General features: G+C 68.3%; 22 protein-coding genes and 4 tRNA genes. 9 read left to right on the forward strand and 17 right to left on the reverse strand.

Annotation, left to right across the window (positions count from 1 at the left end; translation table 11 throughout):
* Positions 1-212: 212 nt before the first annotated feature.
* From ON20_RS16160 to ON20_RS16205, 10 genes are all read right to left on the reverse strand, one after another.
* Positions 213-1,256 carry an NUDIX hydrolase gene (locus ON20_RS16160; protein WP_040836626.1) on the reverse strand — a complete coding sequence of 348 codons (1,044 nt, stop codon included), beginning with the start codon at positions 1,254-1,256 and terminating at the stop codon, positions 213-215.
* Entirely contained in the window at positions 1,256-2,380 is a 1,125-nt protein-coding gene (locus ON20_RS16165) for a glycosyltransferase family 4 protein (protein ID WP_040836488.1), read from the reverse strand. Before ON20_RS16165 ends, ON20_RS16160 begins: the two co-directional genes overlap by 1 nt.
* The gene (locus ON20_RS16170; RefSeq protein ID WP_083864961.1) at positions 2,377-3,417 is read right to left on the reverse strand and encodes a phosphatidylinositol mannoside acyltransferase; all 1,041 of its coding nucleotides are present in this window, start codon (positions 3,415-3,417) and stop codon (positions 2,377-2,379) included. Before ON20_RS16170 ends, ON20_RS16165 begins: the two co-directional genes overlap by 4 nt.
* Positions 3,414-4,091, reverse strand: a complete 678-nt coding sequence (pgsA, locus tag ON20_RS16175; RefSeq protein ID WP_040836489.1) for a phosphatidylinositol phosphate synthase — start codon at positions 4,089-4,091, stop codon at positions 3,414-3,416. Before pgsA ends, ON20_RS16170 begins: the two co-directional genes overlap by 4 nt.
* Positions 4,092-4,094: 3 nt before the next feature.
* Entirely contained in the window at positions 4,095-4,700 is a 606-nt protein-coding gene (locus ON20_RS16180) for an ATP adenylyltransferase (RefSeq protein WP_086009002.1), read from the reverse strand.
* A gap of 96 nt (positions 4,701-4,796) precedes the next feature.
* Entirely contained in the window at positions 4,797-6,863 is a 2,067-nt protein-coding gene (gene thrS / locus ON20_RS16185) for a threonine--tRNA ligase (protein WP_040836490.1), read from the reverse strand.
* Positions 6,864-7,140: 277 nt separating this feature from the next.
* On the reverse strand, positions 7,141-7,803 hold the full coding sequence (locus ON20_RS16190) for a (2Fe-2S)-binding protein (protein WP_051162601.1): 663 nt from the start codon (positions 7,801-7,803) through the stop codon (positions 7,141-7,143).
* On the reverse strand, positions 7,800-8,240 hold the full coding sequence (locus ON20_RS16195; protein ID WP_040836492.1) for a TIGR02611 family protein: 441 nt from the start codon (positions 8,238-8,240) through the stop codon (positions 7,800-7,802). Before ON20_RS16195 ends, ON20_RS16190 begins: the two co-directional genes overlap by 4 nt.
* A 161-nt stretch (positions 8,241-8,401) precedes the next feature.
* Entirely contained in the window at positions 8,402-10,681 is a 2,280-nt protein-coding gene (locus tag ON20_RS16200; RefSeq protein WP_083864962.1) for a SulP family inorganic anion transporter, read from the reverse strand.
* 574 nt (positions 10,682-11,255) lie between these two features.
* A tRNA-Val gene (locus ON20_RS16205) sits at positions 11,256-11,327 on the reverse strand.
* A 353-nt stretch (positions 11,328-11,680) separates the two neighbouring features.
* Between ON20_RS16205 and ON20_RS16210 the strand changes: the two genes are divergently transcribed.
* The 4 genes from ON20_RS16210 to ON20_RS16225 all read left to right on the forward strand — a co-directional run bounded on the left by ON20_RS16210 (position 11,681) and on the right by ON20_RS16225 (position 13,545).
* A tRNA-Gly gene (locus ON20_RS16210) sits at positions 11,681-11,753 on the forward strand.
* Between the two features lie 43 nt (positions 11,754-11,796).
* Positions 11,797-11,867 (forward strand) — tRNA-Cys (locus ON20_RS16215).
* A gap of 1 nt (position 11,868) precedes the next feature.
* Positions 11,869-11,943, forward strand: a tRNA-Val gene (locus ON20_RS16220).
* 324 nt (positions 11,944-12,267) lie between these two features.
* Positions 12,268-13,545 carry a sigma-70 family RNA polymerase sigma factor gene (locus tag ON20_RS16225; protein ID WP_245547263.1) on the forward strand — a complete coding sequence of 426 codons (1,278 nt, stop codon included), beginning with the start codon at positions 12,268-12,270 and terminating at the stop codon, positions 13,543-13,545.
* Here the strand turns inward: ON20_RS16225 and ON20_RS16230 are convergent.
* The 3 genes from ON20_RS16230 to ON20_RS16240 all read right to left on the reverse strand — a co-directional run bounded on the left by ON20_RS16230 (position 13,517) and on the right by ON20_RS16240 (position 17,068).
* Positions 13,517-14,431, reverse strand: coding sequence for a hypothetical protein (locus ON20_RS16230; protein WP_245547264.1), 915 nt, complete (start codon positions 14,429-14,431; stop codon positions 13,517-13,519). The genes ON20_RS16225 and ON20_RS16230 overlap by 29 nt on opposite strands.
* Positions 14,432-14,616: 185 nt before the next feature.
* Positions 14,617-15,531 carry a LysR family transcriptional regulator gene (locus tag ON20_RS16235; RefSeq protein ID WP_040836493.1) on the reverse strand — a complete coding sequence of 305 codons (915 nt, stop codon included), beginning with the start codon at positions 15,529-15,531 and terminating at the stop codon, positions 14,617-14,619.
* Between the two features lie 7 nt (positions 15,532-15,538).
* Positions 15,539-17,068, reverse strand: a complete 1,530-nt coding sequence (locus ON20_RS16240; RefSeq protein ID WP_040836494.1) for a flavin-containing monooxygenase — start codon at positions 17,066-17,068, stop codon at positions 15,539-15,541.
* Positions 17,069-17,224: 156 nt separating this feature from the next.
* Between ON20_RS16240 and ON20_RS16245 the strand changes: the two genes are divergently transcribed.
* Positions 17,225-17,758 carry a GNAT family N-acetyltransferase gene (locus ON20_RS16245; RefSeq protein WP_040836495.1) on the forward strand — a complete coding sequence of 178 codons (534 nt, stop codon included), beginning with the start codon at positions 17,225-17,227 and terminating at the stop codon, positions 17,756-17,758.
* An 18-nt stretch (positions 17,759-17,776) separates the two neighbouring features.
* Here ON20_RS16245 and ON20_RS16250 read toward each other — a convergent pair whose 3' ends face one another.
* Entirely contained in the window at positions 17,777-18,580 is an 804-nt protein-coding gene (locus ON20_RS16250) for a tyrosine-protein phosphatase (protein ID WP_040836496.1), read from the reverse strand.
* 173 nt (positions 18,581-18,753) lie between these two features.
* Positions 18,754-19,770: a cell division protein ZapE gene (gene zapE / locus ON20_RS16255; protein WP_040836497.1), complete on the reverse strand. Its 1,017-nt coding sequence runs from the start codon at positions 19,768-19,770 to the stop codon at positions 18,754-18,756.
* Between the two features lie 35 nt (positions 19,771-19,805).
* Between zapE and ON20_RS16260 the strand changes: the two genes are divergently transcribed.
* From ON20_RS16260 to msrB, 4 genes are all read left to right on the forward strand, one after another.
* Positions 19,806-20,567, forward strand: coding sequence for a pyrimidine reductase family protein (locus tag ON20_RS16260; RefSeq protein ID WP_040836632.1), 762 nt, complete (start codon positions 19,806-19,808; stop codon positions 20,565-20,567).
* 32 nt (positions 20,568-20,599) lie between these two features.
* Positions 20,600-22,174 (forward strand): alpha/beta hydrolase, encoded by a 1,575-nt coding sequence (locus ON20_RS16265; protein WP_051162603.1) that lies wholly within the window; start codon positions 20,600-20,602, stop codon positions 22,172-22,174.
* A gap of 99 nt (positions 22,175-22,273) precedes the next feature.
* On the forward strand, positions 22,274-23,674 hold the full coding sequence (locus tag ON20_RS16270; RefSeq protein ID WP_083864963.1) for a glycosyltransferase family 87 protein: 1,401 nt from the start codon (positions 22,274-22,276) through the stop codon (positions 23,672-23,674).
* On the forward strand, positions 23,671-24,123 hold the full coding sequence (gene msrB, locus ON20_RS16275; RefSeq protein ID WP_040836498.1) for a peptide-methionine (R)-S-oxide reductase MsrB: 453 nt from the start codon (positions 23,671-23,673) through the stop codon (positions 24,121-24,123). The genes ON20_RS16270 and msrB overlap by 4 nt, the downstream gene beginning before the upstream one ends.
* A gap of 106 nt (positions 24,124-24,229) precedes the next feature.
* On the opposite strand, the gene hemQ is transcribed toward msrB, so the two are convergent.
* Together hemQ and ON20_RS16285 are read right to left on the reverse strand one after the other, a co-directional pair.
* The gene (gene hemQ, locus ON20_RS16280) at positions 24,230-24,925 is read right to left on the reverse strand and encodes a hydrogen peroxide-dependent heme synthase (protein WP_040836635.1); all 696 of its coding nucleotides are present in this window, start codon (positions 24,923-24,925) and stop codon (positions 24,230-24,232) included.
* Positions 24,926-25,028: 103 nt separating this feature from the next.
* A complete protein-coding gene (locus ON20_RS16285; RefSeq protein WP_040836499.1) occupies positions 25,029-26,378 on the reverse strand; it encodes a protoporphyrinogen oxidase in 1,350 nt (449 codons plus the stop codon).
* Between the last annotated feature and the right edge of the window lie 46 nt (positions 26,379-26,424).

Below are 26,424 nucleotides of genomic sequence, written 5' to 3' on the forward strand. Positions count from 1 at the left end.
CCGCGAACACCATCGGGGACACGCTCAGATGGGATTCACCATGAGCAGGGTCGCCCAGTATTTCGCGGCGCTCGGGCCGATAAGCGGCAGAAGAAAATCGTAGAGAATGTAGGACACGTGTTCACCTCCGCACACCGAATAGACACAAAGGCCGGTGCACCAAACCGACGGCGAGAGTATCACAGCGTGATACCCGTCACACTCCGCGACGCTCAGCGGATGGACCGGACCTCGAGATCGGTCGCCGAGTCCGCCGCCCGCGCCGCCTCGGCCAATAGTTCGTCCAGGTGGTAGGGGTACACGGTCTCCCCCGAGGCGTCCAGCGCCACGATATCGGCCGGTGCGCACCAGCGGTGGTCGGTGATGGAGCGCCGCTCCACCGAGGTGAGGTCGGCCGGACACAGTTCGAAAACCGGCACCCGCAGCACGAAGAACAACTCCTCGGAACGGATCAGGTCACCGTTGAACGGAAACACCGCCACCCGCCGCCAGATCGGCCCGCGCAGATCCGCCGGGTCGGCGGTATACCCGGTCTCCTCGTGCAGTTCCCGCACCGCGGCGGCGCGCAGGCTCTCCCCGGCCTCCACCCCGCCGCCGACGGTGAACCAGAAGGACACCTCCGGGACCATCGGATCATGCCCGCGCAGCAGCAGTATCCGGTTCCGCTCGTCGAGCAATACGATCCGCGCGGAGGTGCGCATACTGTCCACGTCCAATCCGATCGCCGCGGCCGGTCCGGTGCGCTCGGCGATCTCGAAATACGTCGGCATGGGTGCGGTACCACCCAGGTGCAGCAGCCACACGGGACGCCGGGTGCGCAGCGCCAGGGTGTCGCGAACGGCGTCGTTGTGGAAGCGGCGGGCGATGAGCACCCGGGCCTCGGCGTCGGCCAGTTCGGCCGCCAGCTGCGGACGCAGCAGCGAGACATCCACCACCGACAGTGCCGCCGACAGCTGGTTCTCGACCGCCTCCCGTTCCTGTCGGCCGACCCGTTCGGATCGATCGGCCAAGGTGACCAGCCGTTTCGCCTGCTCACAGCGCCCCGACTCCGCTACCGGCCCGGTAAGGGACATGGCCACCGATCTGGCCACGACCGCACGCCGCGCCAGCGCTGATTCCAGGGCCTGCCAGGACAGATCGGTTCGCACATGCAGTCGGTCGAGCCGGTTGGCCGTCGAATAGGCCCAGACACCCAGCGCCAGCACGATCGCCGCGACGAGCGCAAGGACCAGAACCGCGGTCGCCGAGAAGGTGATCACCCGGCTGCCCGCACCCGCAGATCACCGACGGTGACCGTTTCGTACACCCGCAGAATCTGTTCGGCCACCACCGGCCAGTCGTAGTCGCCGACCACCTGGTTCGCGGCCCGCACCAGCGACTCGCGGCGCACCTCGTCGGTGAGCACCATGTCCAGCGCCTCCGCCAGGGCCGCCGAGTTACCGACCGGCACCAGGATCCCGGCGGTGCCGTCGCGCAATACCCGGCGGAAGGCGTCGAGTTCGCTCGCCACCACGGCGGTGCCCGCGGCCATGGCCTCGATCAGGATGATGCCGAAACTCTCCCCGCCCAGGTTCGGCGCCACATACACATCCGCGCTGCGCATCGCCGACGCCTTCTCCTCATCGGAAACCTGTCCCAGGAACCGCAGATGACGGGCGTGGGGGCCGGCCAGGCGGCGCAACCGGTCCTCGTCGCCACGGCCCACGATGAGAATCTCCACCTCCGGATGGCGGTGCGCCAGCGCCGGCAGCGCGCCCAGCAGCACCTCCATCCCCTTACGCGGTTCGTCATAGCGGCCCAGGAACAACACGGTGCCGCCCTCCCGGGGATAGCCGGGCACCATGGGTGCCCGCGCGAACGCGGGGACATCGACCCCGTTGGGAATCTCCACCGCGTCCGATCCCAGTGCCTCCACCTGCCAGCGCCGCGCCAGCTCCGATACCGCGATCCGGCCGCTGATCTTCTCGTGGTAGGGCCGCAGCACCCCCTGGAAGGTGCTGAGCACCAGCGACCGGGTGGTGGAGGTGTGGAAGGTGGCCACGATCGGTCCTTCGGCGATCTTCAACGCCAGCATGGACAGGCTGGGCGCGTTCGGCTCGTGGATGTGCAGGACATCGAAATCGTTGCCGTCGATCCAGCGTCGGATCCGGGTGTAGGCCGTCGGTCCGAACGACAGCCGGGCCACCGAACCGTTGTACGGGATGGCCACGGCGCGCCCCGCGGAGACCACGAAATCCGGTAGCGGGGTGTCGTCGGAAGCGGGGGCGAGCACGCTCACCTTGTGTCCACGTTCGATCAGCACCCGCGCCAGATCGACGACATGGGCCTGCACACCGCCGGGAACATCGAACGAGTAGGGGCAGACCATGCCGATCCTCATGGCGTCGGATCCCCTTCGGCCGTGGGGATCTCCGAATGCTCGGACCGCGCGCCCCCGGACGAGGCGACGGCTCGTCCGCCACGAGGGGCCCGGGCGGCGGCGATACGGTCCAGCTGCCGCTCGGACAGATCGGTCTCCCACAGTGGCTGCAGCATATGCCAGTCGGCCGGATGCTCGGCGATATGCGCGGCGAACCAGTCCGCCACCTGCTGGGTGGCCGCCTCGGCACCACCGGAGACATCCAGTGGTGCCGTGGTTTTCAGCGCCCAGCTCTCCTGCCCGTTGTCATCCTCGGTGAACCACACATGGACGGGCATCAGTGCCGCGCCGGTATCGATCGCCAGTTTTGCCGCACCGGCCGGCATCCATGTGCGTTCCCCGAAGAACATCACCGGCACCCCGCGCCCGGTCAGATCGCGCTCCCCCATCAGGCAGACGATCTTGTTGGCGCGCAATCGCTGCGCCAGCGCCTCGTACGGCGGTCGCTGTCCGCCGGTCAGTGGGAACACCTCGAACCCGAGGCTTTTCCGATAGGCGACGAACCGTTCGAACAACGACTCCGGTTTCAGCCGTTCGACGACGGTGGCGAATGATCCGTAGTGCTGGACCAGCCAGGTGCCGGCGATATCCCAGTTGCCCGAATGCGGCAGGACCAGGACCACCCCGCGGCCCCGCGTCAGGGCGGCGTCGAGATGTTCGCGCCCCTCCACCACGACCCGCCCCGACGTGGCCAGTTCGGCGTGGTCCATGGACGGCAGCCGGAACGCCTCCCGCCAGTATCGGGCGTAGGAGCGCATACTGGCGCGCACCAGGTCGTCGGGTACCTCGTCCGGTTCGGTGCCGAGTACGCGGGCCAGATTGCGCCGCAACTGCACCGGTCCGCCCTTCCGGGCCGCCCAGGTGCCGCCCCGGTCGAACAGCCGGCGCGCGGTGCTCTCCGGTAGCGCCCGCACCAGCCGCCACCCCGCGGCATAGGCGCGATCGCTCAGTCCCGCCTTGACCCGTGCTGCGAGACCCTCCCGCGGTGATGTGGTCACGACAGCCCCGTATCGGTGGTCGGGCGTTCCGCGGCTCTCGGGAGGACATTGCGGGCGCCCGCCGAATTGCGGACCTCCAGCACCCGCTGGAAGACCGTCACGATACTGAGCACCGCCAGCACCCACATGGCTATGTGCACGGCCCAGGTCAGCCACTCGAGCCCCCAGTAACCGCCCACACCGGTCAGTCCCGCGCCCACCAGCACGATCACCAGTCGGTCCGGGCGCTCGATCAGGCCGCCGTCGGCGGACAGCCCGCTGGCCTCCGCCCGCGCCTTGGCATATGAGATCACCTGCGAGGTCACCAATACCACCAGCGTCGCGAACAACAGCGGTTTGCTGTTCTCGTGATACACCGCCCACCAGGCCAGACCGCCGAAGATGGCGCCGTCGGCGACCCGGTCACAGGTGGCGTCGAGCACCGCCCCGTAGCGGGTGCCGCCGCCGCGGGCCCGAGCCATGGCGCCGTCGAGCATGTCGAACATGACGAACAGCCAGATCACCATCGTCCCCCAGAACAGATGTCCGGTGGGGAACAGGGTGACCGCGGCCGCGATCGATGCCGCGGTACCGATGAGAGTCACCGCGTCCGGGGTGAGCCCGGTGCGGACCAGTGCCCGTCCCAGCGGCGCGGTCGCCTTGGCGAACGTGTCGCGACCGAAAAAGCTGAGCACCCGCTACGCCTCCTCCCAGGCCGCCGCCAGCAGGGCCCTGGTCTCGCGGAGTAGCTGCGGCATGACCTTCACCCCGCCCACGACGGTGATGAAGTTCGCGTCGCCGCCCCAGCGCGGCACGATGTGCTGGTGCAGGTGGTCGGCCAGCGATCCACCCGCCACCCCGCCGAGGTTGAGCCCGACATTGAAACCGTGCGGGCGCGACACCTTCTTCATCACGCGGATGGCGCGCTGGGTGAAGACCATCAGTTCGATGCTCTCGGCCTCGGTGAGATCCTCGAGGTTGGCGACCCGGCGATACGGCACCACCATCATGTGCCCGGGGTTGTACGGGTACAGGTTGAGCACCGCGTACACCAGCTCCCCGCGGGCGATCACCAACCCCTCCTCATCGGACATCTTGGGGATATCGGTGAAGGGGTGTCCGGTGGCGTCCTTGGGCGGCGAGGTGGCCGCCTCGGCGATGTAGGACATCCGGTACGGGGTCCACAATCGCTGCAGCCGGTCGGGTTCGCCCGCCCCGCGATCCACGATATCGGCCTCTCGGGTGTTCTCGGGGTCGGTGTCGTCGCGCCCGGCCAAACCCTCCGGCGCCGTACGCTCACTCATGCCGCATCCTTTCCGCACATGAGCGGGCGCCCCACGTAATCACCCGGGCCACCTTCTCCGGGCGCCGACCGCTCATGGTGTGTGCTTCCCGCATGATCAGGCGCTCTCGCCCGCCTCGACGGCCGCGCGGACCGACTCCGCGGTCGGGGAGGCGTTCTCCCGGCGGGAGATCCAGTCGACGATCGCCCGCACCGCCGCGACGACCGGTACCCCATTGACCTGGGTGCCATCCCGGAACCGGAAACTCACCGCGCCCGCGTTCACATCCCGCTCACCGGCCAACAGCATGAACGGGATCTTCTGCGCGGTGTGGTTGAAGATCTTCTTCTGCATGCGGTCGTCGCTGCGGTCCACTTCGGCACGCACGCCGGCGGCCCGCAACCGTCCGACCACCTCGTCCAGGTGCGCAGCGAAGGTGTCGGCGACCGGGATGCCGACCACCTGCATCGGCGCCAGCCATACGGGGAACGCGCCCGCGTAGTGTTCGGTGAGGACGCCGAAGAAGCGCTCGATGGAACCGAACAGGGCGCGGTGCACCATGACCGGCCGTTTCTTGGTGCCGTCGGGGGCGGTGTATTCCAGCTCGAACAGCTCCGGCTCGAAGAAGTCCAGCTGGATGGTGGACATCTGCCAGGTACGGCCGAGCGCGTCTTTGGTCTGTACGGAGATCTTCGGCCCGTAGAAGGCGGCGCCGCCCGGATCCGGGACGAGCTCCAGTCCGGAGGCCTCACCGACCTTGCGCAGGGTTTCGGTGGCCTCTTCCCACACCTCGTCCGAACCGACGTACTTCTGCGGGTCCTTGGTGGACAGTTCCAGGTAGAAGTCTTCCAGGCCGTAGTCCTTCAGCAGGTCGAGCACGAACCGCAGGATGGTGGTGAGTTCCTCGGCGACCTGTTCCTGAGTGCAGTAGATATGCGCGTCGTCCTGGGTGAAACCGCGGGCCCGGGTCAGTCCGTGGACCACCCCGGACTTCTCGTAGCGGTACACCGAACCGAATTCGAACAACCGCAGCGGCAGTTCCCGATACGACCGGCCGCGCGACCGGTAGATCAGGTTGTGCATGGGGCAGTTCATCGGCTTGACGTAGTAGTCCTGGCCGGGTTTGCGGACGGTGCCGTCCTCGTTGTACTCCGCGTCCAGGTGCATGGGCGGGAACATGCCGTCGGCGTACCACTCCAGGTGCTTGGAGGTCTCGAACAGGTGCGCTTTGGTCAGATGCGGGGTGTTGACGAACTCGTAGCCCGCCGCCACGTGCTTGCGCCGCGAATAGTCCTCCATCTCCATGCGGATGATGCCGCCCTTGGGATGGAACACCGGCAGGCCGGAACCCAGTTCGTCGGGGAAGGAGAACAGGTCCAGTTCCGCGCCGAGCTTGCGGTGGTCGCGCCGCTCGGCCTCGGCGAGCATGGTCAGGTGCGCCTCCAGCGCCTCCGACGACTCCCAGGCGGTGCCGTAGATGCGCTGCAGATCCTCGCGGCTCTGGTCACCACGCCAGTAGGCGGCCGAGGAACGGGTCAGTTTGAATGCCGGAATGTATTTGGTGGTCGGGATATGCGGCCCGCGGCACAGATCGCCCCAGACCCGTTCACCGGTACGCGGGTCCAGGTTGTCGTAGATGGTCAACTCCTTGCCGCCGACCTCCATGACCTCCGGATCGTCGATACCCGACTTGTCGGAGATGAGTTCCAGTTTGAACGGCTCGGAGGCCAGTTCGGCACGGGCATCGGTCACTTCGACCACCCGGCGCGAGAACCGCTGCGCACCCTTGATGATCTTCTTCATCCGGGATTCCAGCTTGGCCAGATCGTCCGGGGTGAACGGGCGATCCACCCGGAAGTCGTAGTAGAAGCCGTCCTTGATGGGCGGACCGATACCGAGTTCGGCCTCGGGGAACTCCTGCTGCACAGCCTGTGCCAGCACATGGGCCGCCGAATGCCGAATAACACTGCGCCCGTCCTCGGTATCGGCTGCGACGGGGACGACCTCGGTATCGACCTCCGGCGCCCAGGACAGATCCTTCAGCTCACCGGCAGCGTCCCGGACGACGACAACGGTCTGCGGCCCCTTGGTGGGCAGCCCCGCCTCACGCACCGCGGCGCCCGCCGTGGTCCCGGCCGGCACCCGGACGAGGGCGGCTGGACTGCGGGGGGCTGTGGTGGTCACGGTGAGCTCTCCTTGGGGTTGTCTCCGGTGCCGGGGCGGTCCCCCGGTCACGGCCCAGCGGTATACGCCCCGGCCGCGGACCATGCTATCGGCAGACGTACGACCGTGTGTCGATGGACCGGGGCCACGGCGCCGGCGCCGATATCGCCGACCGAGGGCGAGACGGCGAGTGACCGTGCCGGCCCGTGGCCACCGCCGGAAACCGGGGCCGGCCCCAACCGGAGCGGAGGCGGAGGTATCGCGGATGCGCAGGCCGGAGCGGAGGCGGAGGTATCGCCTAGTTCCTCGCCGCGTAATCGGCGAGCAGCGCTTCCCGTTCGCGGACCGGGCGTTTCGGACAACTGATGCACTTCTCACAGTCGGGCACCTCGTAGACCAGGCAGCAGGAGGTGCGGCGAACGAAGGTGCGGGCGCCGATCTCGACGTACCTCGGGGCCGGCAGGGAGTCTCCGAGTTCGGCGGCCAACCGTGCCCCGACCTCCGGCGCCCCGACCTCCGGCGCACCGGCATCGATCGCCCGGTTGGCGATCGCATCGGTGGCTATGGCCCACAGCGCGGGCGCCCGCACGCCGGTCACCGCCGACACCCGGGCGATCACGGCGGTCAGGACCGTCAGCAGCGCCGCCCCGGTACCGGTGTCGGCTCCGTCCGGGTCCCGGCGGTCGAGGACGGCGCCGGTGTCGGTGTCGACGATCCGAACCCGTTCGACACCACCGTCGCGGCGCATCGCGCAGACGAGTCCGTCCAGTGTGGGCACCGGTCCGGACACACCGCGGGCGCGGGCGGTCACAATGTCCTCGACCAGCGCCGAGGCCGCCATACACCACCACAGGGTGCCGCCCACCCGGGCCGAATCCGTCCCCCAGGAGGCCCCCATCTCCGTGATCCGCTCGGCCAGCCACCGCTCGTCGGTGAGCATCCGGCCCGGGACGGTGTTCACGACATCAGGGGACTGCGCAGCCATTGCCATTCGATTCCGATCCAACCACCGATCAATCCGAACGTTCCCAATATCCACAGCGTCACGACGACCAGCATGCCGGTGGCCAGCAGGGCCACCGCCTGCGTGAGCGGTCCGCGCGCGATGTACCAGGCCATACCGCGCCGATACTTGTCCCGCACCCAGGTCAGTACCCGGCGCGCGGCGGCGAATTCGGTGGCGAGGATGCCCAGTCCGGCGAATACCATCGCCCATCCCGGCCCGGGATAGGGGATGGCCAGAATCCCCACGACGAGCACCGTGGTGCCGACGATCGCCACCCCGGTCCGGTAGACGAGATCAACCGCAGGCCGGGCGGCGATCCGATCGCGGAAAGCGCGCCAGGCATTCGGCTCCCGCCGCGGCGTCTGCTCCTCGTCGGAGTGCGGCTGTGTCACCCCCGTCCGGGGCCCTGTTGTCGGCGAGGATCTCTCGGACTCGGCATCCACGCGACAAGCCTACGAGACAGCAGCCGGGCGGGCACATACGCCCGCGACGGGCCCGTTCGGAGCGTGCAGTCCGAACGGGCCCGTGCGGTATTCGCGCCACCGGTCGGCGGTCAGGCGGGCAGAGCCGCCACTCGCTTGCCGGTTTCGTCTATATAGGCCAGTCCGTCCGCCCCGACCTCGATAACGCGTGCACTGGCGATATCGAAGAAGAGGCCGGAAATCGTCAGCCCGCGTTCGGCCATGGCCCGGCTCACCACCGGATGCCGGTGCAGCCGCTCGAGCTGCACCGCGATATTCACCATGCTCAACTGGTCGACCACGCCGAAACCGGCCTCCTCGGCCGCCTGGCGAACCGGATGACCGGCACGGAACCGGTCGAGGCTGTCCTGCGCGTACTCCAGCCACTCATCGATACCCGGCCCGGCCGGTTCGCCCGAGTACAGCGACTGCATGGCGCCGCACGACGAGTGCCCGCACACCACTACCGAGCGGATATTGAGCCGCTCGACGGCGAATACCAGCGCCGCCTCCACCGAGACGTCGCCCCGCTCGGGTACCAGATTGCCCACATTGCGTACGGTGAACAGGTCGCCGGGCCCGCTGTTGGTGATGACATTGGGCACGATCCGGGAGTCCGAGCAGGTCAGGAAGAACGAGTCCGGGTCCTGCCGGTCGCGCAGCTCGTCCAGGTGCGGTCGCACCAGATGGAGGTGGCTGCGGTGGTAGGCGGCGATACCGGCGACCAGCGGGTCGTCGACCTTGTCGGTGTCCTTCGCTTCCCGGCCGGCTCGCCAGGGGCCGAGGGCATCGTCGAGGACGACCCGTCCGAGGCTGCGCGACGGCGGGGCCTTGGTGGCGTCCGCCATCCGGGCCACACCGATTTCCGCGAATTCCACCGTTGCGCCCCCGGCCTCATGCTGGCGCGCCCAGTCGATGATCGCCTCGTAGGCGGCGTGGTCGAGGAAGTCGACGGTCATCTCCACGGTGACGTTCACACTTTCGGGCACCTTGGCGAAGGTGGTCGACAGTTTCGGCAGGGCCAGGAAGGTGCACGAGCCGTCGATGGTGACCAGCCAGCGGTCGGCACCGACGAGCGGTTTGGCTTCCACGTGCACCCGGACCACCCGCCAGATCAACAGCGCGAAGGCCAGTGCCAAACCGATCAGCACCCCTTCGAGGAGGTTCAGGAACACCACGCCCGCGATGGTGGCCGCGTAGATCAGCAGGTCACCGGTGCGATGCGCCATCCGGATATGCGCGAGCTTGACCAGCTGTGCACCGATCACGATCAGCAGACCGGCCAATGCGGCCAGCGGGATCTGCTGGACCAGTCCGGCCAGCGCCACCGAGAACAGCAGCACCCAGAAACCGTGCATCACCGCGGAAGCGCGGCTGCGCGCACCGGCGGCCACATTGGTGGAGCTGCGCACGATGACACCGGTGACCGGCAGGCCGCCGAGCAGTCCGGACAGCACATTGGCCGAGCCCTGGCCGATCAGCTCGCGGTCGAAGTCGGCACGGGGACCGGTGTGCATCTTGTCGATGGCGACGGCCGACAGCAGGCTCTCCACGCTGGCGATGAGCGCGAACGTCAGGATGGTGATCGCGATGGCGCTCCAGTTGCCGCTGGGGATCTCGGGCAGGCCGATAGCGTCGAACAGCGAGCCGTTCAAGGCGATCCGCTCGATATCGAGCGGCAGGGCCAGCGAGAGCGCGGTGGCGAGGACGACGGCGACCAGCGGCCCGGGCACGACCCGGATGCGTTCGGGGACGTATTTCCAGCCCAGCATGACGGCGATGACGAGAAGACCGATGAAGACGCCCCCGAGGTCCATCGAGCCGAGTCCGGCGGGCAACTGGGTGATATTGGCCCAGGCGGAACTGTTCGAGTCGCCGCCGAGCAGCACGTGGACCTGCTGGAGCGCAATGGTGACGCCGATACCGGCGAGCATGGCGTGCACCACCACCGGCGCAACGGCAAGGGCCGCGCGGGCGATCCGGCTCAGACCGAACAGGATCTGCAGGACGCCTGCCGCTACGACGATGAAGCAGGTTGTCCGCCAACCGAATTGATGAATGGATTCGGCGACGACGACGGTGAGGCCCGCGGCGGGGCCGCTCACCTGAAGGGCCGAGCCGCCGACCGCGCCGGCGACGATACCGCCGACCACGGCGGCGACGAGGCCCGCGGCGACCGGAGCACCGGAGGCGATGGCGATACCGAGCGAGAGCGGTAGCGCGACCAGGAAGACGACGATCGAGGCGGGCAGGTCGTAGCGCAGGATCGAGGTCAGACGGGTGGTTGCGATGGACCCGGCCGACGATGCCGCGGCCGGGTCCGGCCCAGGCGGCGGCGACAGGTGGGGGGTCGGGCGCGTCTTGGTTGCCATTTCTTCTCCTTCGCCGAGTCGGCAGGTACCGACGTCGGTTGACGATCGACATGTCCAATCGGGCACAGACCGCGAACCGGCATCTCGCGGTGAAGCAGCTCCCGGCACGGCAACGGGCCGAGAAGTAAACCCTCTACAGGCTATTGGTAAAGACTAAGCAAAGCTTAAGAATGCGCTGTTCTCGTGAGTGGCAACACAGCCGGAGGACAGCAGGAGCCGAACCACACCAATATGGCGAACGTGATGGGCCGCACCTCCTCTCCGCCAACCCTCCACCAGCAAAGGCCCTGCAGTGCAGCGGGTTCCGCCTCAACTCCGGGCGACCGGCCCGAGATACCCGCAGAGTGCGCCACACCTCCGGATCGAGGGATACCGCACCACCCCGGTCAACCGCGTCCACCTGGAATCAAGGGTAAAGACTTACTAAAGTATAGAGAAAGAACGGAGATCTGATAATGACAATCGCTGCCGAACTGTGACAACCGGGTAAACGAGACGAGCACCGCACGCCGGACGCGGACGAAAGAAGCAGATACGACAAACCCCCCGACGCGATCATGTCGAGGGGTGTGGGTGGTCCCAGCTGGGATCGAACCAGCGACCTTCCGCGTGTGAGGCGGACGCTCTCCCGCTGAGCTATGAGACCGGAGACTTCGTCGAGCAGTTGTCCGTCGGTGCCGTATCGCACCGCCCGAACGAGTACGAACCTTAACACGCACCACCCGTTCGCTACCAAATCGCCGGGTGGCCACTCGGGCCGGACGGTCTCCCGAACCTCCGTGCGGTCTCGTGAATACCGGGCCCGCCCCGCGGCGCTACCGGCTCGACCGCCCCTGCGGAAGAACCGATGCCGCGGGTCGGGTACGCCGCGGCCGCCTTCGAACAAATCCCAGTGATGTCATTCAACCGCTTCTACCAGCCGATTTGTAGGTTACCCGGGACGTCGGCTAATGTTCTGTCTCGCACCACGGAGGCACACCGAAGCCGCCGGGAGCATATGCGGATGTAGCGCAGCTGGTAGCGCATCACCTTGCCAAGGTGAGGGTCGCGGGTTCGAATCCCGTCATCCGCTCGAGAGGTAGGGCCAGGCGCTTGGCAGCCTTTCCCCTTTGCGCGGTGGAGTGGCCGAGTGGTGAGGCAACGGCCTGCAAAGCCGTGCACACGGGTTCGATTCCCGTCTCCACCTCGCGCGATTAGCTCAGCGGGAGAGCGCTTCCCTGACACGGAAGAGGTCACTGGTTCAATCCCAGTATCGCGCACCAGAATCTTCGCGGATCGGCCCCGGGTAATCCGGGGCCGATCCGCTTTTCACCGCTGCATGTCCGTCCTGCAGCTCCTCACCCGTCCGCGCCGGATTCGAATACGGGCCCCGTGCCGATATCGGCCGTAGCGCACGCCCGCGTCCACGCTCCGGTTACGCGCGGTCGGTCGACGGGCCCGGGCCGGCCCGAGGGGCATACCTCCCATCCACGCTCCGACCGCGCGCGGTTTGTCGACGGGCCGACGTCCGGCCACGCCGATTAGGCTGACACCGGACAGCAGTGAGTCGACCGGGGGCGCTCGGTCCCGACAGGAAGTCTGTGGTGGTGGCGGAAACGACCGGCCCTCGCGCCGAGACGCCCGACGAGGCGGCAGAGGATTCGGCCGCGGGCCTGGTCGACGATCTGCGCGCGGATATCTCATTCGGCCCGGAGGACTGTGTGGAACGGCTGGCCGAACTCGTCGCCGAATACGGCATGGAACGCGAACGCGCCGCCATCATCCTCGACCTGCGGCTCGGTATCTCCGGGGACCGTCCGGAAACCCTCACCCGGATCGGCGCCCGCTTCGATTTCTCCCGCGACCGGGCCCGACAACTGCATACCAAGGCGGTCGGGGAACTCCTCCGGTATGCCGGCCACACGGGCAGGCTGCCGGTACCGGAGTACGCGCGGCGCTATCCGGTCACCGCCCGGGATTCCCGGCTGACCCGGGCCCTGCTCGCGGAAACCTACGCCACCGACACCGATATCGCGGTCAACGACCTCTCGTATCTGAAACTGCGGCTGGCCGGGCATACGGCCGCCGACGCGAAACGGGTGGCCGGCTACGTCACCCAGCGCATCGCGGCCTGGCGGATGAAAACCAACCACCGGCTGACCCGACTGCACGACCTCTCGGAACCCACCGGCCCACCGGACCCGTGGTCGGAGCGCGTCGACTGGCCCGACAACGCCGACACACCCGCCCCGCTGCCCACCGGCCCGGCCCGCACCCTCGATCTCGACGACGATGGCCGTGGCCACTTCTACCTGGTCAAACTCGGCCGCGACGTCGGTTTCGACTCGGGTCTGGAAGCTCGGCTGCTACGCACGCTCAATACCGACGAGCGGGTACGCACCTTCCAGGAGTATCCCGAGGCCGTCCTCTATCGCCTCGACGGTGCCGAGCGAATCCACTTCCCCACCCTCGTCGCCGAACTCGGCGACGGCCGGCGGGTGCTGATCGATATCCAGCCGCTCGGCCATATCGCCTTCCAGCTGAACCGGGCCCGTTCCGCGGCGGCCCGCGCCTATGCCCACGACAACGGATGGGGCTGGTTGGTCTGGACCGGCAGCACCCTCGGCGTCACCGAACTCCGCACCCGCCCTGTCGCCGCCGACACCGAATCCCGACTGGTCGAACTGCTCGCCGAAGGGCCGCTGCGGTGGTCAGCGCTGCGCCGGGTGCGCGAGGAAACCGGACTCGAACTGCTCGACCTCGCCGCGCTCGTGCTGCGGCACCAATGGCGTTGGGACCGTGGTCCGTTCCGCCTGAGCGCGGCAACGGACGGAACCGGCGGCGCGACCCCCGGCTTCAGCGCTGCAGCACCACCGCCGCCGTGACGAACACCAGCACCAGCAGCAAGGCGCAGATGGTGATCAACTGCCAGTTGTCGATCGTGCGGTGCAGCCGCCGGATGGTCGCCCGATACGCGTTGTCAACCCGGTGGTGATCGGCGAGTTTCCGATTCACCAGGGCCAGTTTGTCCGCCTGCTCCTGGGCAAACTGCCGGGTGTGCTCCAGCCGGGCCTGCAGCGTCGACACCTGTTTCGTCCGCTCCCGCAATGTTGTGCGGACCACGGCCAAGGCCATCCGCTGGTTCAGAAGTTCCTGGCGCTGCCGCGCCAACATCCGCGCCTGGGTTCCGGTGTGCTGCTCCCAGTCGGTCACGCTCGCCCATCCCTTTCTCGACTCGTCGCAGTGTCCCCAGGCGATTTCACCGGCCACCCATTCACGCAGGAACTCGCGCAACTCATAGGGTTCCGTCCGGGGCACCACCACCCCGCCGGGACCGATCTCCAGCATTCCGCTCACCGCCCGGTAATCACAGGAGTCCGGTGCCAGATCGCCGACGCCGAGCGCCGGTAACCGCGCCGCCCAGAAGCCCGGAGCGCACAGCCACAGCACACCGGCGACGCCGAGGTCCCGCAACCGCTCGGTATGCTCGGCCGCCGACTGGTGGGCCACGGGCCCGCCACGGACCTCGATCGCATACTCGCTCTCGTCTTTTCGCCAGTAGACGTCGACGGTCACCGAACCGATATCCCGGTCCACCACCGCCTCGTCGGCGCCGAAGGCGAGCAGCCGGCCCGCCAGCCAGAACTTGAGCCGCTGCACATCCCATTGCGCGGCAACACATCCGGTGCAGTGGCAGCCATAGCCGGGCTGCACGTCCTCGGTCGGTCTCCCGTGCGCCTGGCGTTCGGAGATCCCCAGATCGGCCAACATGCTCCGACGTCCGCATGAAACCTCTGTCCGCTGCGTCGTCTGCACGCGACCACCCACCTAACCCATACCTACTGCCGAACGGCATGCCACAACCCGCACTCCAGAGTGCGCCAAACCATCGGGACCTCGCTACCCTTCCGTCCAGGGAGTTACCCATATGGGATGTGTCGGGAACCCATATCGGGTCACGATTCGGCCGTTTCCACACCGGGGGCGAGAATCGAGCGGATCAGCGTGCGCAGCCAGGCATGCGCCGGATCGGGAGTGTTACGGGGGTGCCAGGCCAGGGAGATGGCGGTCTCCGGAAGCGGCAGCGGAATTTCGAAGGGACACAAGCCGAATGCGGGCAGCGTCGTGGTCGCCGCCGAGGCGGGGGCCGGGCAGACGACCGTCCCGGAACGGACGGCGAACAGGGCCGTGGTCAGATCGGGCACCGTGGCCACCACGCGGCGGGTACGGCCGTGCAGTGCCAGCCGGTCGTCGATGGGGCCGCGGGCGATTCCGCGACGGGACACACTGATATGCGCGGCGGCCGCATACGCGGCCACCGTAACTCGGCCGGTGACCAGTGGGTGATCGGGTGCGGCGACACCGATCAGCCGGTCTCCGCGCACCCGTTCGATCCGGGTCTGCGGATCGGCGCGTTCGATCACCCCGACCTCCACGTCGACGCGACCGTCCCGAAGGGCCCCCGGCCCGACCGCGCCGTCCGGCACGAACCGCAGGGTCACCCCGGGCGCCCGATCCCGCACAGCGGCCAGCAACGGCGCGACCAGTTCGGGCAGCACCGCATCACCCACGTGCAGCGCGAAACCTCGCGTGAGTGCCCTGGGGTCGACGGCATCCGGGGGCGCTAGCAGGGCACGTCCCTGTTCGACCAGAGCGCTCACCTCGGTGCGCAGTTCCAGTGCGCGCGGGGTCGGCACCAGTTGCCTACCCGCCCGCACCAGCAGCGGATCGCCGTACACTCGGCGCAACCGGGCCAGGGTGCGGCTCATGGCCGGTGGTGAGGTATCCAGCCGTTCGGCGGCACGGGTGACGCTGTTGGTCTCCAACAGGGCGTGCAGCGCCACCAGGAGGTTCAGGTCCGGATCGGGCACGCCGGGATCACATGCGCGGCGCGGGCTCCGCCACCGGATCCGCTACCGGGACCGGGCCCACCCGAGTACGGCGACGCCCGCCGACGACCTGATAGGCCGCCGGGCGGACCGGGCGGAACCATTGGGCGAAACGAGCGGAGAACGGGAGCCCGACCCCGAGGTCGGCCAGCAGGTCGTCGATATCGCGGATCGCGTACGGCGCCACCGAGGTGCCGTGGGCATGCCGGCCGCCGGTGTGTTCCTCCATCCACCGCAGCCGCCGGTCGACCTGCTCACGCATGGCGTCCACGGACGGCAACCGCAGGTCGCCGGTGAGCAGGGCCGCGGTCCAGTGTGCGCCGATCTCCGCGGTCACGGCGCTCAGCAGGGAGGAGCTGTACCCCACGAAGGTCAGATGCGGCACGTCCAGCGGCAGGATCTGACGGTACAGGCGGAAGTTGCCGTGCTCGTCGGTCAGCTGCCGCTGCACATATGGGGTCAGAAACGGCACCCGCTGCCGGAAACCGGTGGCACAGACGACGATATCGGCGGGTATCCGCTCCCCGGTCGACAGCCGGGCAACAGGTCCGTCGGAGCCCGCGCCCAGGTCGGTGACGGTGGTACCGCCGAGCACCCGGATCCGGCCCGCCGCGACCTGCTCGGCGAAGCCCACGGAGGCCAGGCCGAAACCGGCCTCGGCGACGGCCTCCTCGAACCGCTGCGACGGCACCAGCCCGAGCCGGGCCGCACCGGAGCGGTCGGCCATCAGTGCCTCGACCAGGTCCAGATTGCTCACCCGGAACGAGTTCCCCGGCCCGTGCAGGAACCGCTGGAAACGACCGGGTTCGGGGTGCCGGAAATGCGCCTCGCCCGTCCTGGTCAGCAGCAGCCGCTCGAAATCGAAGCCGCGGGTCGGTCGACGGGGCATCTTCCACCGCAGCCGCCGCGCCACCACCGTGGTCGATGCCGCAACGGGGCCGATCGCTTCGGCCAGTTCACAGGCCGCCGCGCCGTAGCCGACGACCACCACCGACCGACTGCGCACCGCCTCGATATCCAGGAACTGCGAGGAGTGTCCCACCTGGCCCCCGGCCCGCGCGTATTCCGCCTCACTATCGAAATCGGGCATCGCCGGATCGTTGAACACGCCGTTGGCGATCACCAGATGGTCGCAGGAAGTGCGGTGCACACCGGTCGCGTCGCGGATCTCGAGCAGCCATCCGCCGTCCACCGGATCGGCGGCGACCACCTCGGTGCGCAGGCGCACCCGGTCGGCTATCCCGAACCGGTGCGCGTAACCGCGTAGATATTCCTGCATCTGCCGGCCATCCGGCACCACCGGACAGTCGGCGGGCATCGGATGGTCGGAGAAGCGATAGGTGTGCTTGCTGCTCTGCGCCCGCAGGCCCGGGTAACGGCGGGTCTCGCTCCACACGCCGCCGATATCGGGTGCCCGTTCGAACACCTCGACCGGAAATCCGTCCTCACTCAGGACTTTAGCGCAGGCCAGACCCGCGATACCCGCACCGACGATTACGATGCGGTTCCCGCTCCTCATGCGACGAGAGATTACGTCCCTCGAGCCCGGCAGCAAAGCCGGCGTCTCGATCCGGTCATCGCGCGGGTCGTCCCGACCGGCGCCGGCGGGACCGTGGTCCCGACCCGGACCGTACGTGTCCCACGGCCGTGAGCGGCGATGTGGTCTCATGGACGTATGGCGACCGTAACCGTCGATCGCGCCGGGCTCTGGGATGCCGAGGAGCTCAGCGATATCGCCGCCGCTACTTTCCCACTGGCATGCCCACCCGATGCCACCTCGGACGATATCGGGATCTTCGTCGCGGAGGCACTGTCGGCCGAGCGGTTCGGCGAGTATCTGTCCGATCCGGCGTGGACCGTGCTCAAGGCGATCGACGACGAGGAGATCGTCGGCTACACCATGCTGCACGGCGGACCCCCCGACGACCCGGAGTTGGCCGCCGCCATGAATCTGGACCCGGTCGTGGAGATCAGCAAGATGTACGTACTGCCCGGACATCACGGCACCGGGGTGTCCACCGCGCTCATGCACGCCGCCCTGGACCGGGCGCGTGCGGACGGGTACGCGGGAGCCTGGCTGGGGGTGAACCAGTCGAATGTGCGCGCCCAGCACTTCTACGCCAAATACGGGTTCGATCGGGTGGGCACCCGGACGTTCACGATCGGCCGCCAAGTGCACCACGACTACGTGCTGCGGGCGGTGTTCTGAACGGCCGAACAGGACCGCTCAGACCAGCATGAGCTCACGCAACACCGCGATATCGGCGGCCGACAGGCCCAGGGCGTGGCTCACGTACCGATCGAAGCCGCCGTAGCTCGCGGTGGCCTGATCGAACGCGGCGTCCAGCCAGGACGCGTCGACACCGCCCAGCAGATCACCCGGTTCGGCGCCACGGTAGTGATCGGACAGTAGATAGTCCTCGGTGACCGTGTCCCGGTCGACGCCGAGCAGGGTCAGCAGCACTGCGGCCACCCAGCCTGTGCGGTCCTTACCCGCAGTGCAATGGAACAGCACCGCGCCACCGCTTCGACCGTTGTCGATGACGTCGCGCAGCACCGCCGCCACGGCCCGGTTGGCACCGGGAGCGGTGATGAAGGCCCGATACATCTCGGGCCCGCCGGCCAGGCTGGACATCAGATCCGGCAGCGGAGTCTCGCCGACCACGTCGTACCAGTTGTCGTGGGCGCCGGCGGGAATCCGGTCCGGAGCGAGCGCGCGCTCGTAGACGGTGCGCAGATCGTCGATCTCGCGCACCTGTCGGCGGGACAGTTCGGCCAGGTCGGCGGGGGTGAGGTTGTTCAGCTGATCGGTTCGGTACACCATTCCGGTGCGCACGGTGCGGCCGTCGACGGTGCGGTAGCCACCGATATCGCGGGCATTGACGGCACCGGCCAGATGCAGCGACCGGTCGAACGCGAGCGGGCTCGACACGGTAGACGGTTCGGCCTGCCCGGGGACAGTCACCGGAGCGAATACGAGCATCGCCCCGGCAAGCACGGCGATCGGGATACGTGCCGAACGATGGACCATGGCGGAAGCTCCCCTCGACAGGACCGGCCGGTGCCCATGGGCACCGGACCCAGCAAATCAAGGGCAGGCGGTACGGTCAACTCGAACGCGGCGCGTCGCTCGGCATCGTCCGGTGTCGCGCCGCGGCTCATCGATGTTCCGGGAGCCGCGCAGGGAGCTCGAATCCGAGCGGATCAGGCCACGACCTCGAAACGCGACAGGGCCAGCAACCGGGAGATGGCGCGTAGATACTTCTTCCGATAGCCGCCGTCGAGCATCTCCTGGGAGAAGACCTCGTCGAGCTTGGCCCCGGACACCGTGACCGGCACCCCCGCGTCGTAGAGCCGGTCGGCCAACACCACGATCCGCAGCGCCACCGCCTGATCGGCCACCGGGTGCACGCCGGAGACGAATACCGCCGAGACCCCCTCGATCAGGGCGCCGTACTTGGACGGGTGCAGGGTGCTCAGATGGCGCAGCAGTTCGTCGAAATCGTCCAGGGTGGCGGCGGGGGTGGCCGCGGCACGTTCGGTGAGCTGCTCCGGAGTGCTCGGCTCGGGGGCCGGCGGCAGATCGCGGTGCCGGTAGTCGGGACCGTCCACGCGGACGGTTTCGAAGATCGACCCCAGTTTCTTGATCTCGCGCATGAAGTCCTGGGCGGCGAACCGGCCCTCCCCCAACTGCCCGGGCAGGGTATTGGAGGTGGCGGCGATGGAGACCCCATCCGCGGACAGTTCGGTCAGCAGCCGCGACACCAGCATGGTGTCGCCTGGATCGTCCAGTTCGAATTCGTCGATGCACAGCACGCTGTTGGCGGACAACCGCTGCACCGCGTTGCCGAACCCGAGCGCGCCGACGAGATTGGTGAGCTCACCGAAGGTACCGAAGGATTTCGGGGCGGGGGCGCTGTGGAAGATCGACGCCAACAGGTGCGTCTTGCCCACGCCGAACCCGCCGTCCAGATACAGACCCGCGCCGGTGACCTGCTTCTTCTTGCCGAAGAAAGTTTTCTTGTGCGCGGCCCGGTGGATGGCGGCGACCTTCTCGGAGAACGTGCGCCCGGCGGCCACGGCGGCGGCCTGGCTCGGTTCGTTCGGGTCGGGGATATAGGAGTCGAAACTGACCTCGTCGAACATGGGCGGCGGCACCATCTGGGCGACCAACCGGTCGGCCGGCACCTCGGGATGGCGATCGACGAGACGTTCGTGCATGGACGTAGCCTAGAGATGTGGTGTGTGCTGTCCCCATGCAGCGTATGCCCAATGCGATTCAGCTCACAGAACTCGACGACGACGAGCTCGCCGCGCGTTACGCCTACCCCGGACATCTCGGGCAGCCGTGGGTGCGAGTCAATTTCGTGTCCAGTATCGATGGGGCCGCCACCAGCGAGGGCCGTACGGGTGGGTTCGGCACCTCGGCGGACAAACGGGTGTTCCGGTTATTGCGCGAACTGGCCGATGTGGTGCTGGTAGGGGCAGGCACGGTTCGGGCGGAGAACTACGGCGGCGCGCGCACCGACGCGGCCTTCCGCCGCGGACTGTTCGAACAGGGCATCGGCGGGCATCCCGCGGGCGCACCGCCGCCGATCGCGGTGGTGACCTCGTTCGGTGCACTGGACCCCGGAAGCCGGCTGTTCACCGACGCACCGACCCCGCCGCTGATCCTGACCACCGCCGCGGCCCCCGAGGAACGCCGCAAAGAGTTCATCGCCGCCGGTGCCGAGGTGATCGTCGCCGGCGAACGGGAGATCACGCCGCATTCGGTCATCGAACTGCTCGCCGCGCGCGGACTGCGACGGGTGCTGTGCGAAGGCGGGCCGCGACTGTTCGGCGAACTGCTCACCGCCGATCTCGTCGACGAACTGTGCCTGACCACCGCTCCGCTGCTGGCCGGCGGTACTTCGATGCGAATCTCGGTCTCGCAGACGGAGTTCCGCATGCCGATGAAGCTCGACGATCTGATCTACGACTCCGACGGTACAGTGCTCGCCCGTTGGGTCCGTTCGTGAAGGACGAGAGCGGACCTGGCAGGCTGTAGCGCATGCGCTGGACTCGGACCGTGGTGTCACCGTCGGTATTCGCCCTGGCACTGTCGATTGTCATCGCCGGATGCGGCGCCGGTCCCTCCGACCGGCCCCATGTCGCCGTCGAACATCCGCCGGTACCCGGCGGGTCCACCCGTACGGAACAGGCTCCGCCGCCACCGCCCGCGCCGGAAGTGCCGCAAAAGGACCTCGCCTGGCGCGAATGCACCCAGCAGACCTTCGACCGGCTCGGGATCGGCCCGGCCCCGCAGGCAGTGGTGCTGGACTGCGCGGAGTATCCGACCCCGATCGATACCGCCGGCACGGTACTCGGCTCCTTCCGCACCGGCGCGGTCCGTGCTCGGCTGCCCCAGACCCCGCACGACGCCGCCCCGCTGATCCTGACCTCCGGCACCGACCTCTCCTCCACCACGACCCTGGCCGGGCTGGCCGCGACCGGCGGGGGGCAGGTGAATCAGATTCTGGCGACGCGACCCATCGTCGCCGTGGACCGCCGGGGTATCGGCGGCTCCCAGGCCATCGACTGCCTGCCGCCGGATATCCGCCGCGGAATGCAGGACAATGCGCAGTTCGCGCCCGGCGGCAATCCGGCGGGAGCATTGACCGAACTCAGCCAGACCGGCACCATCGCCTGCCGGGATTTCCTACAGCCCTACGACGGCGCCTTCGACGCCGCCCACGCCGCCGACGATATCGAGCAGCTGCGCAAACAGTGGGAGGTCGAGCACATCGCGCTGCTCGGCACCGGTGACGGCGGCCTCATCGCGCTCGAGTACGCACGCAAATACGGTGACCACCTGGCCCGGCTCGTCCTCGACTCCCCCACCCCGGTCGCCGCCGACGCGGTGACCCGGGCCGAACAGCAGGTTCAGGGAGCGGAGGCCGCGTTGACCGCCTTCGCACAACGGTGCGTGGGCATGGGCTGTTCACTCGGTCCCGATCCGCGTGGCGCGGTGATCGCGCTGGTGCGCAAGGCGGAGGCCGGACAGCTCGGCGACATCTCGGCAAACGCGGTGGTGACCGCGGTGACCGGATTCCTCGGAAACCCGCGGGCCGATCAGGCGACCCGGACCACCGAGCCGGCCGACGCCCTGTCGGCCGCCGACCGCGGTGACCGTGGCCCGCTCACCGCGCTGATCGAGCGGGAGACCACCGCCCGCGCCTCCGACGGCCAGTTCGTCAACCGCTGCACCGACACTTCCCGGCCGCCGACACCCACCCAGGCCGCCCAGCTGGCCGACACCTGGGGAGAAAAGTATCCGGCGTTCGGTCGGGCCACCGCGCTGTCGCTGCTGACCTGCGCGGCCTGGCCGGCCAGTGAACCGCCGCCCGCCCCGGAGAAATTGGAGCTGCCCGTTCTGGTATTGGCCGGCGTCGCCGATCCGGTGAGCGGAGCGGGCCAGGCCTCGGTGACCGGACGGCTCGGTACCGCGGGGGCACGGCACGCGACCATGACCTGGCAGGGCTGGGGGCATCCGGTCAGCACCCATTCCGGGTGCGCGCAGCGGGCCGTTGTCGACTACCTGAACGGCGCTCGGCTGCCCGGCGACGGAACCGCCTGCCCCGCCTGATAGCACGGATCCGGACGAGTCCGCAGGCCGCAGCGGTAGCGAAGCCGCGCTCGAGCGGGCGAGTCGGGTGGGGTCCCGGCAACACTCGGGCACGTTTCGGTGTACCGTGCCCCAGTGTTCCTAAGACAGCTCGAGCCCCGGACAGCTCGTACGACCGCCGACGTGCTCAGGTTCGCGCTCTGGCCGCTGGCGGTCATGACCGTGCTGAACCGTGTTTTCATCAAGGCTGTCAACGGCTTCATCACCGACGACTACAAGCCCGTCTACGCGGCGTCGTTCGAGTTCCTCAACGGTCGTCCGGTGTACACCGCGAACTTCGACTCGGTCGATCCGCACTACCTGTATCCGCCGAGCGGCACCCTGCTGATCGCGCCGATCGCCGTGATCGACTATGAGAAGTCGCGGTGGCTGTTCATTCTGCTCAACGCGGTCGCCATTCTGATCGCATGGTATCTGCTGCTGCGGCTGTTCAACTACACGGTGCGCTCGGTCGCCGCGCCCGCGTTGCTACTGGCGATGTTCATGTCCGAAACGGTCATCAACACACTGGTGTTCACCAATGTCAACGGCTGCCTGCTGCTGGCCGAGATGATCTTCCTGATCCTGCTGCTGCGACGGCGTGACCTGTGGGCGGGAGCGATTCTCGGATTGACCATCGCAGTGAAACCCACCCTGGCGCCACTGCTGCTGATCGTGGTGGCACGCAGACAATGGGGGGTGTTCGTCACGGCGATCGGGGTGCCGGTCGCCCTGAACGTGATCGCCTGGCCGCTGTCGAAGGACCCGGAACAGTTCTTCACCCGTACACTGCCGTATCTGTTCGAATCGCGGGACTATTTCAACAGCGCCATCGTCGGCAACGCCGAGTACTACGGTCTGCCATCCTGGCTCACCTGGGGAATCCGCCTGGTGATGGCCGCCATGGTCGTGGTCACGCTGTGGTTGCTCTACCGCTACTACCGGCACGACGAACTCTTCTTCGTCACCACCTCCTCCGGGGTGCTGCTCATCGCGTCCTGGCTGCTGGCGTCGCTGGGCCAGATGTACTACTCGATGCTGCTGTTCCCGTTCCTCATGTCGGTGGTGCTGCGTAATTCGGTGCTGCGCAACTGGCCGGCCTGGCTGGCGGTCTTCGGTTTCATGTCCTACGACAAATGGCTGTCGGACCGGTGGCCGGATATCGGCCGCAATCTGGAGTACCTGCGGATCACCTTCGGCTGGGGACTGATGCTGATCGTGGTGTTCTGCGTCCTGGCCGACCGCTATCTGGCCGCCCGCCGGGATGGACGGCTGCCGCGGCTCGACCAGCCCTGGATGGCAACGGCCGCGGATCCACGGGGGCCCGAGTCCGAGGCCGGTGCGCCACCTCGGCGGCCGGAAAACGAACCGGTGACCGGAAAGACGGAATCCACCCGGGTGGCGGGACAGTCGCCCCGGTCCGGTGTGGTGCGCCACGGAACCACGACGGCCGGGGAGAACCGTATTAGCGTGGAGGGATGAGCTCCGACAAGGATGCGACCGATACCTCCCTCCCCGAGCCGCGGATCCGACTGACCCCCCAGCAGTGGCGGGCGAAACTGGACCCGACGGAATACGCGGTGCTGCGCGAGGCCGCCACCGAGCGGCCGTTCACCGGCGAGTACACCGACACCACCACCGAAGGTGTCTACGTCTGCCGGGCGTGCGGCACGGAACTCTTCCGCAGCACGGAGAAATTCGCCTCGCACTGCGGGTGGCCCTCGTTCTTCGACCCGGCCGAGTCCGACGCGGTGCTGCTGCGCCCGGACGACTCCCTGGGCATGCGCCGGGTCGAAGTGCTGTGCGCGAACTGCCACAGCCACCTCGGCCACGTCTTCGAAGGTGAGGGGTACCCGACACCCACGGACAAGCGCTACTGCATCAACTCGATCGCACTGCGACTGCACCCCTCGAACAGCGCAACGCAATAGCCGAATCCGTTGTAGTGCCCAGCGGAACTGTACGGTACGACGGGCCCGTCGCGCCGGCCCCGAATTCCGGGGTCCACGCGGGGCCGCCCGCCCCGCTCGCCGCAGATCAGGGCAGCGCGGCCATGAGCTGTTCGATCTCGACCCGCGGGCCGGTGAAGAACGGGGTTTCCTTCCGTACGTGCAGGCGGGCCTCGGTGGCCCGCAGATCACGCATGAGGTCGACGATCCGGTGCAGTTCCGGGGCCTCGAAGGCGAGAATCCACTCGTAGTCACCGAGCGCGAACGCACTCACCGTATTGGCCCGCACATCCGGGTATCCCCGCGCTTCCCTGCCGTGGTCGGCGAGCATCTTGCGCCGTTCCTCCTCGGGCAGCAGATACCACTCGTAGGACCGGACGAACGGATAGACACAGATGTAGTTGCCGGGGTCCTCGCCCGCGAGGAAGGCGGGGATATGGCTCTTGTTGAACTCGGCGGGCCGGTGCAGCGCGGTATTGCTCCACACCGGGGTGGTGGCTCGGCCCAGTTCGGTGGTCCGGCGGAAATCGGCGTACGCCGCCTGCAGGTCTTCGATCCGCTCGGCGTGGGTCCACACCATGAAATCGGCATCGGCCCGCATACCGGCGATATCGTAGATTCCGCGCACCACTACATCCCGGTCGGCGAGACCGTCGAAGAACGCGCGGGCCTCTTTGGTCGCCGCCTCCCGGTCGTCGCCCAGTGCGCCGGGTCGTACCTGGTACACCGAGAACATCAGGTAGCGGATGGTGGAGTTGAGGGCCTGGTAATCGAGTCTCGCCATACCCCCATCGTGCCACTCGAGGCCCGCGGCCGGCCCGTCGGCGGTCACGTCCGCGGGGTCTGTTCCCCGGCGGCCCCCCGAAACGGATATCGGCGGCGGCGGATCATCCGGTGAGACCCGCCGCTATCCGGTGGGCCGCGGCGGTCGCCGAGGCGATACAAGCGGGTACGCCGACACCGTGCAGATAGGCTCCGGCGACGGCGAGCCCGTCGACATCCGCGACCGCCGACTCGATCTCGGCCACCCGCTCGGTATGTCCCGGCGCGTACTGGGCAAGACCGCCCGGCCACCGTTGCACGACGGCCGACAGCACAGTGATCGGGATCCCGGTGACCGTCGCCAGATCCGCGGCGGCGGCATCGACAAGGTCCGTATCGGACCAGGACAACGGTGTGTTGTCCCCGAATTTGCCGAACGAGGCGCGCACCAGGGCGGTGTCCCGGGCGGCCAGATGCGACCATTTGCGGCTGGACAGGGTGAACGCCTTGGCGCGCAACGGTTCTCCCGTGGCCACCAGAATGCCGGAATTGTCCGGGAGGGGGGTCTCGCGGGGAAGTGCGAGCGCCACGACCACCGAGGAGGACAGCTCGATCCCGGCGGCGGCGACAGCAGCGGCGGGAGCGATATCGCGGAGCAGCCGAGCGGTCACGGGTGCGGGCGTGGCGAGCACCACCGAGTCCACCGTGCCGACCGGGTCCATGTTCCAGCCATGGCCCACTCGGGCCGGCCCGGTGACGACCGTGGACCGGACGACCGTGGCCGCCGCCCGGTCGGCCAACGCGTCCAGAAGCACTCGGTAACCGTCGCGGATACCACCGAACACCGGAGCCGTCGACAGCGGCGGCAACACCGCGGCCACCGCCGCAGTGAGACTGGGAGCACCCCGATCCAGCGCGGCGGCCAAGGTGGGCAGCGCGGCCCGGACACCGATCGAACTCGAGATCCCCGCGTACACCCCGCCGAGCAGCGGGTCGACGCTGCGTTCGACGGTCCGGACGCCGAACCGGTCGGCGACGAGACCGAAGACGTCGGTATCGCCGCCGGGTCGCCAGTCCAGCGGCCGGTCCGGTTCCGCGGCTATGCGCGCCAGCGTTTCCGCATCGACCAATCCCCGCACCGACTCCGGGCCGGCCGGGATACCCATCAACGTGCGCTCCGGGAGCGGATGCCTTTCCCCCCCGCACCAGATCACCGGGCGCAGCCCGACGGGTGTCACCAGCTGCGATTCCAGTCCCAGCTCACACAGGAGTTCGGGGACCTCGGGCCGCCGACCCACAAAGGCTTCGGCACCCAGGTCGAACGGCTCGCCCGCGAGCTCACCGGTGTGGAGGATCCCGCCGACCCGCTCCCGGCACTCCACCACCACGATCTCGGCCGACTCCCCCAGCAGTCCCCGCAACCGGTAGGCCGCGACGAGTCCGCTGATTCCCCCACCGACCACCGCAATTCTCATGCCCCGACCGTATCGGTGCTCCCGCCGCGACCCGCTTCCCGGGGCG

Source organism: Nocardia brevicatena NBRC 12119 (genome assembly GCF_000308495.1).
GTDB classification, from domain to species: Bacteria; Actinomycetota; Actinomycetes; order Mycobacteriales; family Mycobacteriaceae; genus Nocardia; species Nocardia brevicatena.